Below are 16568 nucleotides of genomic sequence, written 5' to 3' on the forward strand. Positions count from 1 at the left end.
TTAAGTGGCGCAAAAAAGTTTGATCTATCTTTGCAATCAACAAAATAAATTGACGAAAAATGATATTCAAAAGCCACTTGAATTAAATCACTCGGTTATTAACACGTGAAAAGCGATTAAAAGGTCAAATAATCAACAAGTTAAAAACGCTGTAAATGATAACAAACATAAATCAGTAAAAGCGAAAGGTAAATTACTAATATACCCTCAGTTTTTGATTGTGATTGATAGTTAAGCTTTCTACAATACTACCTTTCTCTAGCCTTTATTCACAGGTACAGCATGCAAATGGATAGCATACTTTCAGGTATTGTTTCAAAGAAACATTTTTTCTCGGTTCCCTTAAATTATCAACAACCTGAAGGCGAGAAAATTACTGTATTCGCCCGTGAAATTGTTAGCACTGAAAACCAGCATAAAGACTTACCTTATTTGGTTTATTTTCAAGGTGGGCCGGGCTTTGGCGCTGTAAGACCTGTTGAAAACAGCGGCTGGATTAAACGTGCATTGCAAGAGTTTCGTGTTATTTTACTCGATCAGCGTGGCACTGGCTTATCAACCTTATTAAATCATGTCACCCTGAGCCATTTATCCCCTGAAGCACAAGTTGAATATGTCAGCCAGTTTCGCGCCGACAATATTATTCGGGATGCTGAAACGATTCGATTGCAGCTAACTAACAATACCCAATGGAGTATTTTAGGCCAAAGTTTTGGTGGTTTCTGTGTGCTGCAATATTTATCAGCGGCGCCAGATTCAATTAAAGAAGCCTATATTACTGGCGGCATTCCTTCATTAACGCGCCAAGCTGACGATGTCTACCAAGCCACTTATAAGCGAGTGATTAAAAAGAACAATGATTTTTATCGCCGCTTCGGTGACGCTGCCAAACTGACTGCCGAATTAGCTGAATTTATTGAAAACAACAACGTTATATTAGCCACGGGTGAGCAGTTAACGGTTGAGATGTTGCAGTTATTAGGCGTTAACCTTGGTATGGAACAAGGGCCTGAAGCAGTTTATTACTTGTTGGAACAAGCCTTAATCGACACCGCAAACGGTAAACAAATAAACCCTTTATTCTTGCATCAATTTTGCCAATTGTTAGATTTTAACACCAATCCAATTTTTGCTTTAATGCATGAATCAATCTATTGCCAGCAGTTCCATCAACGTGGCGCAAATTGGTCAGCACATCGTGTGCGAGAACAATTTCAGCAATTTAACTATCAAAAAGGTCAACGATTACTCTTTACTGGTGAAATGATATATCCATGGATGTTTGAACAATTTAATCAGCTTAAGCCTCTTAAAGACTTAGCTGATGCTGTTGCAGCTAAATCTGATTGGACTAATTTATATGACGTCGATATTTTGATGCAAAATACGGTGCCGGTAGCTGCAGCTATTTATAGCGAAGATATGTACGTTGATATGAACTACAGCCTTGAAACAGCGGCATTAGTCGATAACTTACAGTATTGGGTGACTTCGGAATATGAGCATAATGGGATCCGCATCGATGGCGAGCACATTCTAGATAAATTGATTTCATTAAATCGCTCTAAGAGCCTGAGATAAATACTTTTAAGCTGAAAGCAGCGTCAGATCACACTATTGAACGCTAAATTAATCTTCAGTTAAGTAAGTGCATCCATACTCAAACCTGTTCCGCCCTTTATGTTGTGAACTAGTGAATTTTATGAGTAGGTTCTTAATGAGCTTACTCATTTTTTTGCCTTCAATTTATTGAATTTAAAAATAAAGATTATAAAGCAATAGGTTGGATTAACCTTGCACTGTAAACACAAATAAAAAAGCCAAAGCAAACTCAGCTTGCTTTGGCTAATCAGAAAATACCTTATCTAGCTGTCATCAGTTATCAAATCAACTAAGTTGATTTTACCTAGGCAATATCGCTCTTTATGCAGTGGTCTCTAATTCGTTGTCACTCGGCTTATCACGCAATGAAAAGTATATTTTTGACACAATAAATTCAGCAATCAAAATACCAAAGACCAGAACAAAGAACGCAACCAAGCCATCAACAGGCCCCGTAAAGGTAATGGCATCACCAAATGCTAAGTTAATTGCTTCAAGCATGATTATTTTTGAAAAGAACAAAATCGCCCAAGTGCTTAAAGCGCGATAAACTTTTGGTGCAGTTCCTGGTTTACTTTTAAAGTAATCAGCTAACTTATGTTCAAAAGCAATAGTGAGCTTAAGTAATAATTGCAGCAAAATAGCCACAAGTAATGAAATCGAAAATGATGACACGTTAATGTGTTGCCAAAACTCATCAAGTAGGTTCAATACCGTTAAATCGACTAAAACGGCGAGAGTGTAACCCACGAAGTACCGTTGAGGACTATTAAAACCATGTAAGGGTCTTGCTAAAGTTGTTTGCTCTTCAGACATCATAAACCTCTAATATTTAATCAAATAACACCACTTACATCACCCTAACAAGTTGACAACAATTTTCAATCTAAAATTCCGTTTATATTGGGCTATATTGGTTTCTTTTTACTGCAAACTCGAAGCTGATTAGAATGCGCCAAAGTAACTCTTCATAGCTTTCAGTCTTAATGATGATTAGAATGCGCCAAAATAACTCTTCATGGCTTTTAGTCTTAAGGTTGCTGCGCCTAACATGTCAATCGGTCCAAGTAACGAAAAAGGTTTCTCAGTTGATATCCAAGCAGACCCTCGGGCGCCTATTGGAATTTCAATGCCCTCTGGATCAGTAAACTCAATTAGCACTGTGCGGCCAATATTTTTAGCGTTACTCACTAACTGCTGTGCTACGCCTTGCTCTTGGCTACTATGACTGCCTCGTGCTTCACCTGTTGCCAATGACACAGAATGGACTCGTCCTCTAAAAATATGGCCTGGATACGCATCGACATAAAACTCTGTAAATTGACCTTGTTTGACTCTGCTCCATAGCTGATCTGGAATACGCATTTCTAAAATTTTTGTTTCAGTATTCCACAGTTGGATGTTACCAACCCTTGACCCTGCAGCGGTATCAAGGCGGGTGACTGCACCATCAAATGGAGCTCTGATTTCAAGTTGGCTTGCTTCGAATTCCACTTGTTGTTTTTGAGCAACTAAAGACTCTCGATCAAATTTCAAAGCATTCAGTCTTGACTGATACTGGTCAATATCGCGCTTAGCAACTACGTGTTCAACTTGCGTTAATCTAGCTAAATCTTGCTCAGTTTGGCTGATTTCAGTATTTAAACTGTTAATTTCAGCCTCTATTTTGCGCAAGTTATTCGTTTCTTCATTGTTGACCAATGTATAAAGCAACTGATCTTTTTTAACCTTCTGATTATGCTGCACATAATATTGGTCAATCGACTCTGTAATTGGGCTTAACACTGCCGTTTGCGCCCGAACAACCGATGAGTCAGTTAAGTCGACTGGTGAATAAAAGCGATGCGCAAAAAACACAGCAAGGTTAATAAGTACACCTACCACTACCATTGAAATGTAGTTAGCAGTGGTTTTTTTCACTAAACCGGTTTTTATTAAAATCCAGCAAATTAAAATGTATGGGTAAAGTAATTCTTTCATTATGCTTGTCTCGCTTTTATTACTGCAGAAATTTTCTTCCAATCTGTCACCACGATAAGGATGGCCGCTATCCATAACTCGTTATAAAAAAAGCCGATCGTACATAGCCAGAACACTAACTTGGCTTGCCCTGTATGTGCCGCATATTTTTTAGGCAGTGAGTGCAATTTCCAATACCCCCAAATCGCTAAGCAAATTGTCACTATTAACATCATTGTTAATGCGCCAATAAAGACTTCAGTGTCTAAGAACTTGTCTTTAAGTGCTGATGTTGTTGTCCAGTAATCAGCTGGAATATCTTGATGATGGACAGTAAAGCCACTGGCCAAAAATACCGAACCAAGAGCCACTGTGATTAATGCCAATAAGATAAAAAACTTAGCTTTATGACGAGCAAAAAAGCCGTTAGCTGACTGAGTGTTAGGATGCGTTGTAGTAACTGTATCTGTCATAACCTGCCTTAACGTAATGTGAATGAATCATCGGGTATGGCAGAAATTATAGGGAGTGCACGCGTGCTAAACTTACCATTATGCGCCACAATTTTTTACTGGATAAAATCGGTCGTAATACATTGGAGCAAAAAAAGCGCAATAGTAAGACTATTGCGCTTATCGATTGTAGCTATTGGCTATTCAGGACTGAGCTGGATTTAATTACTTTTAGTCTCACGAATATCCATAATAGGCATGACCCCCTCACCCATCATGGTGCTAGGCAACTTACCATCCCATGCTTGGGCTTCTGTTAACTTCACAATTAGTGGATTGTTTTTAAGAGCTTTCGCCTTTGCTTCAATGGCTTGTGCTTCTGCTTTACCTCTTAACAGAATTGATTGCGCCTCAGCTTCGGCTATTTTTAAAATACCTTTTGCTTTAGCATCTGCGGTATTCACCGCACGTAATGCTTCTAGACGCTGTCTTTCAAGCTTATGCTCTTCAGCTGCAGCTAAGTTCTTCTCAGTTTGTTTAATCTCAATCGAGTTAATGTATTTTTGCGGAAGAATAATATTCTCGATTTGAATGTTATCTACAACCACTGGGAAGTTTGCCATTTCTTCTGATAAACGACGCTCAATCCCTTGTATTGCACTGGCCCTATCTTGAATTAACTGCTCAGCTTCAAACTGTGGGATCGTATCTTTGGTCGCAGAACGAAAACGAGGATCTAAAATACGCTGTTCAAATTGACTTAAGCCGCCATAACTTTTAAACAAATCTAAAGCGGCTTCTTTATTGACAGTCCAGTTAACCGATACTTCGATGGTTACAGGCATTTGCTCTTTAGTGCTTGAAGCCATTTTTTCCGCATTTTTACGGGTTCTAACTTCAATGACTTCGACAGTTTCAATAAATGGGATTTTAAAATGTAATCCAGGGTTTTGTTGATCCATTGCTTCGCCAAAGCGTTTAACAACCCCTACATGCCCCTCGATAACGATGTAGTAAGAGTTAAAAACTGCAATGATTAATAATAAAAAAGGCAAGGCTTTAAATAACGAACCTGTGCTAAAAACATCCTTGATATTCATAAACTTCCTTTTGATTTAATGACGTAGTTAAATTAAAGGCGCTAGATTACCTAAAACAAACAAAATCGCAACATCAAATCAAAAAGAACCTTGTAAAGCTTGTATTCGCACGCACGTTACTCAGTGACAGTAACGCTATTCGATCAACACTAAGCTAATCAATAGCCATACCTTTATATTGCTTGGCTTATTCCATAAAACCAATTAACTCGTCGTCTTCTTAGGTAGCCTTTTCTTAGAGGCCGATTTTGCACCCGTTGTGGACTTGCGTTTATAACCCGTTTTAGCGCCGCTTCGGCGTTTTTTGTAACCAGGACCTGTCACACCCGCTAAGGCATTAGGTAACTGATTAGCAGCTTGAGTAACCAACTCATTGAGCTGGGTAATTAACGGAGACATAAATGCGTCGTAACGTAATTGCTTTTGGCTAATGGCATCTAAACTACTTTCCCATAATGCGGTCATATCAGGTGTGGTCGCACTTTCTGGTAGTGAATGAACGAGTCCGACTCCGACTTGGGTTGCCACAATTGACTTCCCTTGACGCTGCAAATAACCTCGTTTAAATAATAATTCAATAATGCCTGCACGAGTCGCTTCAGTGCCGAGTCCATCGGTATCTTTAAGGATTTTTTTACTTCGCTATTGCTCACAAAACGATTAATCCCTGTCATGGCGCCAAGTAATGTCGCATCAGTAAAATGCTTCGGTGGTTGGGTGGTTTTCTCAAGCAGTTCACCACGAGAGCAATGTAATTGCTGACCATTTACGAGCGGAGGTAAGGTGCTGAGTTCCTCTTCATCTTTATGCCCACTTGGGCCATTTATATTACTCATGCTTGTTTTGCTCGATTGGCTTGAAACAAATAGTTGTTTCCACCCCATTGCAGTTTCTTGTTTCGCTTTAGTGGTAAAGAGTCCTCCAGCGATGGTCACTTCCACTTGGGTTTCATCATAAAGATAAGCTGGATAAAACTGGGCTAAATATTGCCTCGCAATGTGCGAGTACAATTTCGCTTCTTTGCTCGACAAAGAGGTTAAATTAGCCATTTTTTCAGTGGGAATGATGGCATGGTGAGCGTCGACTTTTTTATCATCCCAAGCTTTAGATTTAAGCTTAGCGTTTGGCGAATCAATTTTTGCAATTAACGTCGCGTCATTACTGACAATTGCTTTTATCACCTGCGGTGCGAGGCCGTGTTGTTCAGCAGGTAAATAACGACTATCTGAGCGCGGATAAGTAATCAGTTTATGGCGCTCGTATAAGCTTTGACAAGTATCTAAGACGTCTTTTGCGCTCATACCGAAACGTTTAGCTGCATCAATTTGCAGTGACGACAAGCTATAGGGCAAAGGTGGATTTTGGCGTTTACTTTTAGCTTCAAGCTTAGTCACTTGTGCAGGCTGTTCAGTAATTCGACCAACAACATTTTCAGCTAAGCCCTTTGCTAACACGCGACCTTCTTCATCCATATATGGCTGGCACGCTTCACTTGGCTTCCATTTAGCGGAGAATGATTCATTTTTGTCAGTTAATAAATGCGCAAGTACTTCATAAAAAGGTTTAGGGACAAAATTGGCGATTTCCTCATCACGCCTCACGACCAAACCTAAAACCGGTGTTTGTACTCGGCCAACCGACAATACCCCCTGATAACCCACTTTTTTGCCTTGAATGGTATAGGCTCGGGTCATATTCATGCCATATAGCCAATCAGCACGGCTGCGAGCTAATGCTGATGTTGAAAGCGGAACGAACTCTTTATTGCTGCGCATTTGTCCTAGTGCTCTTTTGACAGCGCTAGGGTTCAAGTCGCTAATCAGCAAACGTTGGGTTTGGGCAAGTTTGTCGGCTTTTACACCCGCATGTGCTATCACTTCATCAACCAGCAATTGCCCTTCTCTATCTGGATCGCCCGCATTAACAAGACTTGAGGCTTGTTTTATCAATTTTTTAAGGGTGGATAACTGCGAACGCGTTTTAGATTTAGGCTTAAGCTTCCAACTGTCAGGTACAATCGGTAAATGTGCCATTTGCCAGGACTTGTAGGCTGGATCGTAAGCGTCTGGCTCAGCTTGCTCCAGCAAGTGCCCGACACACCAAGAAACATAGTTGCCATTAGCATCCATGATATAACCGTCGCCTTTTTTATGGGGCTTTGGCAATACATCGGCAATAGCGCGACCTAAGCTGGGTTTCTCGGCAATATACAGGATCATTCAATTCAAACCGTTTAAATCAGTTAAGCCTTTTAATGCAGGCTTTTTAATATCATGCTGATACTGTATATAATTACAGTGGACAATTACAGTAATTATTTAAAGTTTTTTTACTTTATCCATAAAAAATTTAGTTTGGTAATCGATGGCAATAAATGACGCCTGTACGACAAAATATTACCTTCAAGCATGTTAACGAACTAGAATTGGCGAGTTTTACTGTTTTTTTTGTAGTTTATTTTCATAACCGAAACATAAAGAATATGAAATCGCCCCAACTGCCATATAATTGACTTTTTACACCGCAAAAAACAAACGTTTCTTCTAAATTAAGATGATTAAAGCTGAAATAAAGTTGATCTGGATCATCATTGTTAATGAATTCTTGGGATAGGTTTAGTTATCGCAAATTTTGAGCTCAGGAGCCCGTTATGGAATTGAAACAATGTGAGAAGTGTTACACAGACGTCTGCGTTAACGGGAAATGGTTTCATCATGATCATTTGACTACAAGTGCTTACATGTTAAATGGTGGCTCACCAGAAATGGTTGAACTTGAAAAAATGCCAACCACTGAAACTGAGTTAATCGATATGCTGACCAGCACTTTCTAAGTAAAGTTTGCTGATTTTATAAAGCTAAAAGTGGCAACAAAGCCCTATGAATTTTGATAAAAGAGCAGTGCTAACACTGCTTTTTTTATGGCTGCTATTTAAGCTCCTAACCAGAGTGTATTTTGGCTTTAGTGCTATTTTTAATGATAAATTAAGTGCAATGTCGTAAAGAACGATGTGCAAACTATTTATCCCCTAATCTGCATTGTCGGCCATTTGCTGCGCTTTCATAGTACGTACCATTAAAATAACAATAGCGGTGACAGCAGGACTCAATATCGTCAGTGCAGTTTTAGTTGACCATACCATTATCAGTACGTCGAGATCGTTATGAGATGTGTAATCATTGACAGGAAAATAGAAAATCAGCAACCACAATGGTATTGAGCTTAAGACAATATGAAGTATGTACTTGCTGTTGACCTCTCGCTGCTTAGCTTTTTTATTGCACAGATGAATAACCCCTATAGTGATAGCAGAAAAAACTACTGTCACACCCCATAAAATAAAAGCAATCACCATTCCCATTCATTACCTCAATAAACGAATATTAAACTTAACCACTGCATTTAACGCAGCTTAGAATAGGACTGTTATCGCTTTATTAAACAGGCTTATTCAACACGCTTAGTCAACTTACGAATTCAACTGCAGTAAGTCCCATTTATTGCCGTATAAATCTTGAAACACCACGACTGTGCCATAGTCTTCTACCCTAGGTTCTTCATTGAATACCACTTCATTGGCCTGCATTAACTTATAGTCACGCCAAAAGTCGTTGGTTTGCAGAAACAAAAATACCCGCCCACCAGTTTGATTACCTACCGATTGCTGTTGAGTTTCATTGCTGGCTTGGGCTAATAGCAACTTGGTGCCATTACCATTTGGCGGTGACACTAACACCCAACGTTTGCCATCGCCTAAATCGGTATCTTCTACCAAGGTAAATTGTAGTTTTTGGGTGTAGAAGGCAATAGCGTCATCATAATCGTCAACGACTAATGCAATCATTCCGATTTGCTGTTGAGTGGAAGTCGACATGCAATGTCCTTTTAATTGAATGTGAAATTATCACTAAGATTGTACGGCTTTAATTAGAAAAAATCTGATTTATTTTATTGATATAAAACAAGTTAAATAAAAACTGGCAGGCCTAAGTTCAATGCAGAATAAAATAAGCCACTCATTGATGAGTGGCTTATTTTGAATTAATTGGTCAACAAATAGTAAAGTGGTTTAGCGACTATTTAGCCCTTTCAACCACTTTTAACTACTGACGAGAGAATGGAAAAACCTATCTTGTCTCGGTAAGTAGTAATTATCATAATTAAAAGACATCACAACAGTCCTTGTACGTCCAATGATTTCATTACGAGGGACAAACCCAATCACTCGTGAATCGGCACTGTTATCCCGATTATCCCCCAATACGAGATAATAACCCGATGGAACAGTAACCTCATTAAAGTTTGAGCGTGTTGAGCCAAATTTATTCACTCTAATTGAATGCGCCACGCCGAGTAAATCTTCAATCTTATCCTGCGAATCATGGCTGCTTATTATTTGGCTTTCTTGCTCAGTATCGAATTCAAGATTTTGAGAAGCTTTACCTGTTAGTGCTAAATCATCTTGATAGCTAATGCTTTGATTATTGATAACCAGTTGATTGTTGTTTAGCGAAACTGTGTCACCAGGGACTCCAACGACACGCTTTACCAGTCTATTTCCAGCAGCCTCGGAGTCAAAAATAATGATATCACCACGAACTGGATCGCCAGTTTTATATAAAGAAACATGAGTAAAAGGAATGCGAACATCGTACGCCATTTTGTTTGCAAGAATCCTGTCACCAATTAATATGCTTGGCTTCATTGAGCTTGTCGGCACGGTATACCAATCAGCAACTGCACTTCTAAATACACTCATTAACGCAATAAAAATTAACAGTGATTTATACTCTTTTAGCAACTTTGTGAGTTTGTTTATCATCATAATCCCTTATGTTTAGCGATGAACCTAGTGCTAACGCTAAGCTTGCGGCTTTACGCTTACCGTTTAATGTAATGCACTTTTTGTAATGCACTTTATGTAATAATTTGAGCACTTGGTTAAAGCAATTATAAGGCCACTATTATTTACTAATAAAATCAGTAGTTTAATATTTTTAGGGTTAACTAAAATGAGTAATATCACCACCTTTTAGTCTTTTAACCTAAACAAGTGATACGTCGTAATATGAAAATGAGTTAAACAAACCACTCGTTCAAAATTTTCGCATTAAAAAGGAAGCCGAAGCTTCCTGTTATTGTGGCACCATCAATGACGAGTCGTTAACTTAATTTCTCTGTAAAAAAGCTAATGGTACGATCCCATGCCAGTTTAGCGTTGGCTTCATCATAGCGACCTGTCGAATCGTTATGAAAACCATGCTTGGCGCCTTTATACATATGCATTTGATAAGGCACTTTATAACGCTTTAAATCAGCTTCGTAGTCAGACCATGATTTATTAACCCGTTCATCTTCTTCACCAAGTTGTACCATTAATGACGCTTTAATATTTTCTCGAAGCTCTTTCTTAGCGGGTGTCCCGTAAAAAGGCACCCCTGCGGTAAGCAAGTCAGATTCGACTGCAGCAAGATAATTGACGATATAGCCGCCGAAACAAAAACCTACCGCGCCTAGTTTTCCATTACTGTTTTCATGGGATTTTAAGAACTTGGCTGCGGCAATAAAGTCCTGCTGAATTTTATCGCGATCCATTGATCGTTGCATCGCACGGCCTTCGTCATCATTACCAGGATAGCCACCAAGTGGATACAGCGCATCAGGTGCGAATGCAATAAAACCTGCCTTAGCTAGGCGGCGAGCGACATCTTTAACATAAGGATTTAAGCCACGATTTTCGTGAATCACTAATACAACAGGTAATGGACCTGTTTTATTCGCAGGTACCACAAAATAACCTTGACCTTTACCGTGGCCCTGTGGCGAGTCAAATGTCTCATAAGTCGCTTTAATATCTGCATCATTAAATGATATTTGCTCAGCAAGAGCATAATTAGGTAAAAGCGCAGATGTCAGAACACTCATGGAGTATCCCACAGCGACTAAAGTGCCCAGCTTCTTCATGAAGGTTCGACGGTCCATACCACCGTGGGCATATTCATCATACCAATCAAACGCTTCTTGCGGGATATCATCTCTTTTGGGTTGAGACATTGTTTTTCCTCCATCAAAATAATGATACACAGATCACGATTTATCTAACCTAGTGGAGTGAAGGAAAAAAGTAAATAGCGATTCCCATTTCAGTTAGTTGACGTCTTTTTCAATACCATAAATGTCTTCATCAATTGTTTCTATACGAGCCTCAAAAATAGTCCTTGCATCGTGTAAACCTTGGTTGTAAAAATACGCGCCAATATTTTTGCCTAAAAAATCTAACAAGAACTCTGCTTCAAATTGACCTAAGTCTTGGTCTAGCTCATCTTCAAAATAACGTTGAAGCTTATTCACCATCACTTCTCTTTGTTCTGCTGTCAGTTCAATTTTAGACATTAAGCCCTTCTCCTAAACCACAATATTGTGGGGGTAACGATGTAAAAACAGGTTGTATTTAATCTTATATCATAAATGTTTGATTGGGTTTCAGATACAAAAAAGCCAGCTTTCGCTGGCTTTTCAAATGCAATGACGTCACGTCAAATTAAGGATGACAAACGTTGTGCATCTCTAAGTTAGTACCAATGTCTTTGCTATTTGCTTTAGCATCGTCATTACGCAACTGTGTTAGGTGATCTAAGTAAGCTTGGTCAACATCGTTAGTGATGTATTGACCATCAAATACTGAGGTTTCAAAACGTTTAATTTCTGGATTTTCCATGCCAACTGCATCAACTAAGTCAGTTAAGTCTTGGAAGATAATACCGTCAGCGCCAATGATTTTAGCAATTTCATCAGCATCACGGCCATGAGCAATAAGCTCATTAGTGGTTGGCATATCAATACCATAAACGTTAGGGAAACGGATTTCAGGAGCAGCAGAAGCAAAGTAAACTTTCTTTGCGCCAGCTTCACGAGCCATTTCAATAATTTGCTCAGAAGTGGTACCACGTACAATAGAGTCATCCACTAACAATACGTTTTTGCCTTTAAACTCAGTGTTAATAGCATTGAGTTTACGACGAACAGACTTCTTACGCTCTTGCTGACCTGGCATGATGAACGTACGGCCAATATAACGGTTTTTAACGAAACCTTGACGGTAAGGAAGATCCATACAACGTGCTATTTCTAACGCGATATCACATGAGGTTTCAGGAATTGGAATAACAACATCAATGTCGTGATCTTCCCATTCTTTTTGAATTTTAGCGCCCAACTTTGCGCCCATATTTACACGGCTACCGTAAACAGAGATTTTATCCATTGACGAATCAGGACGTGCAAAATAAACAAATTCGAAAATACATGGTGCATAGCTTGGTTCAACTGCACATTGGCGAGTAAATAGCTGACCATCTAATGAGATATAAATCGCTTCACCTGGCGCAACATCACGCATCACTTCAAAGCCTACGGCATCTAATGCAACGCTTTCAGAAGCGACCATATACTCAGTACCCGTTGGGGTTTCGTGCTTACCAAGCACTAACGGACGGATACCAAACGGGTCACGAAATGCAACTAGGCCCTGACCGATAATCATCGCTGCAACAGCGTAAGCACCACGAGTTTGTGCATGAACTTTAGCCACAGCATCAAACACTTCATCAGCGCTTAACGTTAAGCTTCTTGTTTCTTGTAGTTCGTCTGCTAACAGGTTTAACAACACTTCAGAATCTGATGTGGTGTTAACGTGGCGACGTTTTTTCACTAGGCCTTCAGCCAACTCAACTGTATTGGTTAAGTTACCATTGTGAGCCAATGAAATACCAAACGGTGAGTTAACATAAAACGGCTGTGCTTCTGAAGCACTTGAGCTACCTGCGGTTGGGTAACGCACGTGTCCAATACCGGCTTTACCTTGTAGGCGTTGCATATGTTTTACTTCGAAAACGTCTTTAACTAGTCCATTTGCCTTACGTAAACGAAACGCGTTCTTGTCAACAGTCACAATACCTGCTGCGTCTTGACCACGGTGCTGAAGCACGGTCAATGCATCATAAATGGTTTGATTAACCGATGACTGACCAACTATTCCGACGATACCACACATGGGTAAGCTTCCTCATTGTAAGATGTTTTATATTTATATTTTGGGTACAAAGCTGGAGGTATTTTCCAGATAGTCAAAAAACCACTGAATAACCACACCAAATTGGGGTACAAGTTCTGATTCTTTCCACCAGTCCTGATTTGGCGAACCGGTAAAAGCATCAAGAAAAATAATATCGCGCTGACAATTAATGCCCCGCGTAATGCACCAAAACACAAGCCTAAGACTCGGTCGGTGCCTGATAAACCGGTTTTAGAAACCAGTTGACCAAGTAAATAGTTAACTAACGCGCCAATGATTAGTGTGGCGATAAATAAGATGGCAATGGCTACGCCATTTCGCATAGTTTCGTCGCTCATTTGAGTCAAATGAACGGCTAAATCTTGATAAAATTGGCTAGCAATAAAGAAGGCAGCAAACCATACCACTAAAGACATGGCTTCTTTGGCAAATCCGCGAACCAAACTGATGACAGTTGATATGCCGATGACGATGAGAATAGCGTAATCAATCCAAACCATTGAGATGGGGATCCGGTATAGATGTTAAGACGGCGCGATTCTAACAGAGACAGAAAACTTTCTCACCCACTGCTAGATAAATTGACTTTGCGCTGTACCAAACAATAGTGAATAGTTAGTTTTCTAGGGGATTGTATTTAACAATTTTACCTTGAAGACCCGTTATTTTTTTAATTTTCTGTTGCTGAGTTTTTAGCTTGTCGGCCGATAAATCTGGGCCAACAAACACCTTTGTGAGCGAGCCATCAATTGGTTTTGCAGGTAAGGTATAAGCGGTAAACCCATTTTGTCGCAGTTGTTTTACTAACCCTTCAACATTTTTGGCATTATTAAAACCACCGAGTTGTAGCGTATAACCCGCTTTAATTGGGGTCGCTTTTTTCTCTACAGGCTCAGATTTAGCCACTTGCTTCGTTTGAGTATTCGTTGGTTTTTTAGCAGGTTCAGTTTGAGCTTGCTCCACAGTCTCTTCTTCAGAAGAGCTAACCAAATCTTGAGTCTGCGCTATTTCTTCGACTTCAAAAGTCTCAGGTTTATACCCTTCACCGATATCATCTTTAGCTTGTTCAGTGATAACAGGGCGAAGTGGGATCTCGGTAAATTGTTCGACTTCTCGTTGTTTTTTCCCATCGAGCAAATCAGGTAAAAAAATCACCCCGAGCGCCACAATTACGACAGTTCCAACTAAACGATTTTGAAATTGAGCAGACAATGTGTATTCCCTTTTATAATAATTCGCTAAAGCCAGCCACAGTGTAAAATGAGCCAAAAACAATTACCACATCATCAGTGGTAATATTTACATTAAGACTTTGCCATGCTTGATTTATCGAAGAAAAATGTGATGATTTTAGCGGTGGTTCATGTTGTGCAAGCATACCAGCTAATGCAGTGGCCTCTAACCCTCGTTCCACTGGTAAATCGGTAAAGTACCATTCATCAATAACGCCTTTCAGTTCAGACAAGACTGCGGCTGCATCTTTGTCTTTTAACATGCCACATAAAGCAATAATACGTGCAGGTTTATATTGCTGTAACTGAGAAGCCAAATATTTTGCTGCATGTGGGTTATGCGCCACATCGACTAACACTTTTGGGCTGTCTTGTACTTGCTCTAAACGCCCAGCTAATGATGCTCTAGCAATACCCGTCATAATATCTTTAGGGCTAATGCTTGGCCAAGTTTGCTCTATTACTGCAACAGCTGTGGCGGCATTGGCAAGCGGCAGTTTTGGTAAAAGCAACTTATGAAAGACACAATTAGCACCAATGTACTGCCAAGTGTCACCATTAAGGTGGTAATTAAAGTCATGGTTAACACAATAAACATTCGCATTAATTTCTGCTGCGTAATCTAACACCGTGTGAGGCAGGTCAGGCTCGCCGATAATGGCTAGGCATTCAGGACGAAACACGCCTGCTTTTTCACGCCCGACTAGCTCGCGGGTATCACCTAAGTATTCTTGATGGTCAATATCAATCGAGGTGATCACACTGACATCAGCATCAATAATATTGGTGGCATCTAAGCGCCCACCTAGCCCAACTTCCAATAGCACTACATCAGGCTTTTCAATATTAAATAAGTACAGGCCAGCTAAGGTTGCATATTCAAAGAAACTCAAGGATATAGTGGCACTATCTGGCAAAGTTCTCGCTGTTTCGATTGCATTAAATGCTGCTATTAATGCGCTGTCAGAAACATCTTGCTGATTAATCCGCACTCGCTCATTAAATTTTAACAAATGCGGTGAGCTATAAACGCCAACGGTAAAGCCAGCTTGCATTAATACTGACTCAATCATGGCGCAGGTTGTCCCTTTACCATTTGTGCCAGCGACAGTAATCACTTTTGATTGAAGGGATAGTACATTTAATCGCTTAGCGACCTCCGTTACACGCGTTAACCCCATTTCAATTTCGGTTGGATGAATAGATAAAAGATAATCCAACCACTGAGACAAGCTTGCCGAATCTGTCGGTGCTGAACAAGGTTGATTGTCACTAACTGAACTCATGTTATTCCTTAACTCAATGTCATTGATTAGCGGATGGATTAATCAATCCAACATAAATAATGGCCCCATAGGTGGCTTAGGTAACTCATAATGCTCAGGGTAAGTTACATCCACTAAATATAGACCATTAGGCTTAGATGTTGGTGCGGCAAACTTGCGATCTTTTAGCGCCAAAAGCTCATTGACCCACTCGACTTTTTGATTAGATTGTCCAATCTCGATGAGTGTACCAACAATATTTCGCACCATATGATGTAAAAAAGCATTCGCTTTAATATCCACAATAATGAATGCGCCTTGGCGAGTGACATTCACAAATTCTATCGTTCTTACTGGACTACGAGCTTGGCACTGTAACGCGCGAAAACTAGTAAAGTCATGTTCGCCAACAAAAAGTTGCGCCGCTTGATGCATTAATTGATGGTCAAGTGCGTAATGATAGTGACTTAATCCGTGACGTAATATACCAGGCCTAAATTCACTATTATCAATAATATAACGATATCGACGCGCCGTGGCAGAAAAGCGAGCATGAAATGTATCATCGACTTCTTTTGCCCATCGAATGGCAATATCATCTGGTAATTTGGCATTGACCCCTAAGGTCCACGCCGACATTTGACGTGTAGATTGGGTATCAAAATGGACCACTTGTCCAGTACCGTGCACACCTGAGTCTGTTCGACCTGCACAAATAATTTCAATGGATTCATTGGCTATTGATGATAAAGCGGCTTCGATTTTTTCTTGCACAGACACAACTTCTTTTGTCTTTGCCAACCGAAATATTGACTACCATCGTATTCGACACCTAACGCCACTCGCATTGAAATTACCCTCAGATTTAAAGAGCGCGCATTTTA

At 39.9% G+C, this 16568-nt stretch carries 14 protein-coding genes and 3 pseudogenes; 2 read left to right on the forward strand and 15 right to left on the reverse strand.

The genetic code is table 11. From position 1 onward, the window contains the following. Window positions 1-282 precede the first annotated feature (282 nt). Window positions 283-1581 carry an alpha/beta fold hydrolase gene (locus tag ACGEDC_RS01025; RefSeq protein ID WP_394495910.1) on the forward strand — a complete coding sequence of 433 codons (1299 nt, stop codon included), beginning with the start codon at window positions 283-285 and terminating at the stop codon, window positions 1579-1581. A gap of 342 nt (window positions 1582-1923) precedes the next feature. Here ACGEDC_RS01025 and ACGEDC_RS01030 read toward each other — a convergent pair whose 3' ends face one another. From ACGEDC_RS01030 to ACGEDC_RS01050, 5 genes and pseudogenes are all read right to left on the reverse strand, one after another. Continuing rightward, window positions 1924-2421, reverse strand: coding sequence for a hypothetical protein (locus tag ACGEDC_RS01030; RefSeq protein ID WP_225442077.1), 498 nt, complete (start codon window positions 2419-2421; stop codon window positions 1924-1926). Between the two features lie 174 nt (window positions 2422-2595). Continuing rightward, a complete protein-coding gene (locus ACGEDC_RS01035; RefSeq protein ID WP_394495913.1) occupies window positions 2596-3582 on the reverse strand; it encodes an HlyD family secretion protein in 987 nt (328 codons plus the stop codon). Then, on the reverse strand, window positions 3582-4034 hold the full coding sequence (locus ACGEDC_RS01040; RefSeq protein ID WP_055026103.1) for a hypothetical protein: 453 nt from the start codon (window positions 4032-4034) through the stop codon (window positions 3582-3584). The genes ACGEDC_RS01035 and ACGEDC_RS01040 overlap by 1 nt, the downstream gene beginning before the upstream one ends. Before the next feature lie 200 nt (window positions 4035-4234). Next, window positions 4235-5113 carry a prohibitin family protein gene (locus ACGEDC_RS01045; protein ID WP_394495915.1) on the reverse strand — a complete coding sequence of 293 codons (879 nt, stop codon included), beginning with the start codon at window positions 5111-5113 and terminating at the stop codon, window positions 4235-4237. A 204-nt stretch (window positions 5114-5317) separates the two neighbouring features. Continuing rightward, window positions 5318-7332: pseudogene (locus ACGEDC_RS01050) on the reverse strand (DNA topoisomerase III). Between the two features lie 431 nt (window positions 7333-7763). On the opposite strand from ACGEDC_RS01050, the gene ACGEDC_RS01055 reads away from it, so the two are divergent. Then, window positions 7764-7946 carry a hypothetical protein gene (locus tag ACGEDC_RS01055; RefSeq protein ID WP_394495917.1) on the forward strand — a complete coding sequence of 61 codons (183 nt, stop codon included), beginning with the start codon at window positions 7764-7766 and terminating at the stop codon, window positions 7944-7946. 195 nt (window positions 7947-8141) lie between these two features. Here ACGEDC_RS01055 and ACGEDC_RS01060 read toward each other — a convergent pair whose 3' ends face one another. From ACGEDC_RS01060 to truA, 10 genes and pseudogenes are all read right to left on the reverse strand, one after another. Beyond that, window positions 8142-8468 carry a hypothetical protein gene (locus ACGEDC_RS01060; RefSeq protein WP_394495919.1) on the reverse strand — a complete coding sequence of 109 codons (327 nt, stop codon included), beginning with the start codon at window positions 8466-8468 and terminating at the stop codon, window positions 8142-8144. 114 nt (window positions 8469-8582) lie between these two features. Beyond that, window positions 8583-8987, reverse strand: coding sequence for a VOC family protein (locus ACGEDC_RS01065; protein ID WP_394495921.1), 405 nt, complete (start codon window positions 8985-8987; stop codon window positions 8583-8585). Window positions 8988-9212: 225 nt separating this feature from the next. Beyond that, window positions 9213-9935 (reverse strand): signal peptidase I, encoded by a 723-nt coding sequence (gene lepB, locus ACGEDC_RS01070; protein ID WP_394495923.1) that lies wholly within the window; start codon window positions 9933-9935, stop codon window positions 9213-9215. Window positions 9936-10276: 341 nt separating this feature from the next. Then, window positions 10277-11167, reverse strand: a complete 891-nt coding sequence (locus tag ACGEDC_RS01075; RefSeq protein ID WP_394495925.1) for a dienelactone hydrolase family protein — start codon at window positions 11165-11167, stop codon at window positions 10277-10279. Window positions 11168-11260: 93 nt separating this feature from the next. Beyond that, window positions 11261-11506, reverse strand: coding sequence for a DUF2164 domain-containing protein (locus tag ACGEDC_RS01080; protein ID WP_394495927.1), 246 nt, complete (start codon window positions 11504-11506; stop codon window positions 11261-11263). A gap of 148 nt (window positions 11507-11654) precedes the next feature. Continuing rightward, the gene (purF, locus tag ACGEDC_RS01085) at window positions 11655-13166 is read right to left on the reverse strand and encodes an amidophosphoribosyltransferase (protein WP_055026113.1); all 1512 of its coding nucleotides are present in this window, start codon (window positions 13164-13166) and stop codon (window positions 11655-11657) included. 33 nt (window positions 13167-13199) lie between these two features. Next, window positions 13200-13687, reverse strand: a pseudogene (locus ACGEDC_RS01090) (CvpA family protein). 115 nt (window positions 13688-13802) lie between these two features. Continuing rightward, window positions 13803-14399 (reverse strand): SPOR domain-containing protein, encoded by a 597-nt coding sequence (locus tag ACGEDC_RS01095; RefSeq protein ID WP_394495930.1) that lies wholly within the window; start codon window positions 14397-14399, stop codon window positions 13803-13805. Between the two features lie 13 nt (window positions 14400-14412). After that, on the reverse strand, window positions 14413-15705 hold the full coding sequence (gene folC, locus ACGEDC_RS01100) for a bifunctional tetrahydrofolate synthase/dihydrofolate synthase (RefSeq protein WP_394495932.1): 1293 nt from the start codon (window positions 15703-15705) through the stop codon (window positions 14413-14415). Window positions 15706-15747: 42 nt separating this feature from the next. Beyond that, window positions 15748-16532, reverse strand: a pseudogene (gene truA, locus ACGEDC_RS01105) (tRNA pseudouridine(38-40) synthase TruA). Window positions 16533-16568 lie beyond the last annotated feature (36 nt).

It is taken from the genome of Shewanella sp. ENK2 (genome assembly GCF_043568515.1).
Classification (GTDB): domain Bacteria; phylum Pseudomonadota; class Gammaproteobacteria; order Enterobacterales; family Shewanellaceae; genus Shewanella; species Shewanella japonica.

Coding starts and splice junctions, on each gene's coding strand:
- ACGEDC_RS01025 (WP_394495910.1), top strand. CDS start 283: ATGCAAATGGATAGCATACTTTCAGGTATTGTTTCAAAGAAACATTTT.
- ACGEDC_RS01030 (WP_225442077.1), bottom strand. CDS start 2,421: ATGATGTCTGAAGAGCAAACAACTTTAGCAAGACCCTTACATGGTTTT.
- ACGEDC_RS01035 (WP_394495913.1), bottom strand. CDS start 3,582: ATGAAAGAATTACTTTACCCATACATTTTAATTTGCTGGATTTTAATA.
- ACGEDC_RS01040 (WP_055026103.1), bottom strand. CDS start 4,034: ATGACAGATACAGTTACTACAACGCATCCTAACACTCAGTCAGCTAAC.
- ACGEDC_RS01045 (WP_394495915.1), bottom strand. CDS start 5,113: ATGAATATCAAGGATGTTTTTAGCACAGGTTCGTTATTTAAAGCCTTG.
- ACGEDC_RS01055 (WP_394495917.1), top strand. CDS start 7,764: ATGGAATTGAAACAATGTGAGAAGTGTTACACAGACGTCTGCGTTAAC.
- ACGEDC_RS01060 (WP_394495919.1), bottom strand. CDS start 8,468: ATGGTGATTGCTTTTATTTTATGGGGTGTGACAGTAGTTTTTTCTGCT.
- ACGEDC_RS01065 (WP_394495921.1), bottom strand. CDS start 8,987: ATGTCGACTTCCACTCAACAGCAAATCGGAATGATTGCATTAGTCGTT.
- lepB (WP_394495923.1), bottom strand. CDS start 9,935: ATGATAAACAAACTCACAAAGTTGCTAAAAGAGTATAAATCACTGTTA.
- ACGEDC_RS01075 (WP_394495925.1), bottom strand. CDS start 11,167: ATGTCTCAACCCAAAAGAGATGATATCCCGCAAGAAGCGTTTGATTGG.
- ACGEDC_RS01080 (WP_394495927.1), bottom strand. CDS start 11,506: ATGTCTAAAATTGAACTGACAGCAGAACAAAGAGAAGTGATGGTGAAT.
- purF (WP_055026113.1), bottom strand. CDS start 13,166: ATGTGTGGTATCGTCGGAATAGTTGGTCAGTCATCGGTTAATCAAACC.
- folC (WP_394495932.1), bottom strand. CDS start 15,705: ATGAGTTCAGTTAGTGACAATCAACCTTGTTCAGCACCGACAGATTCG.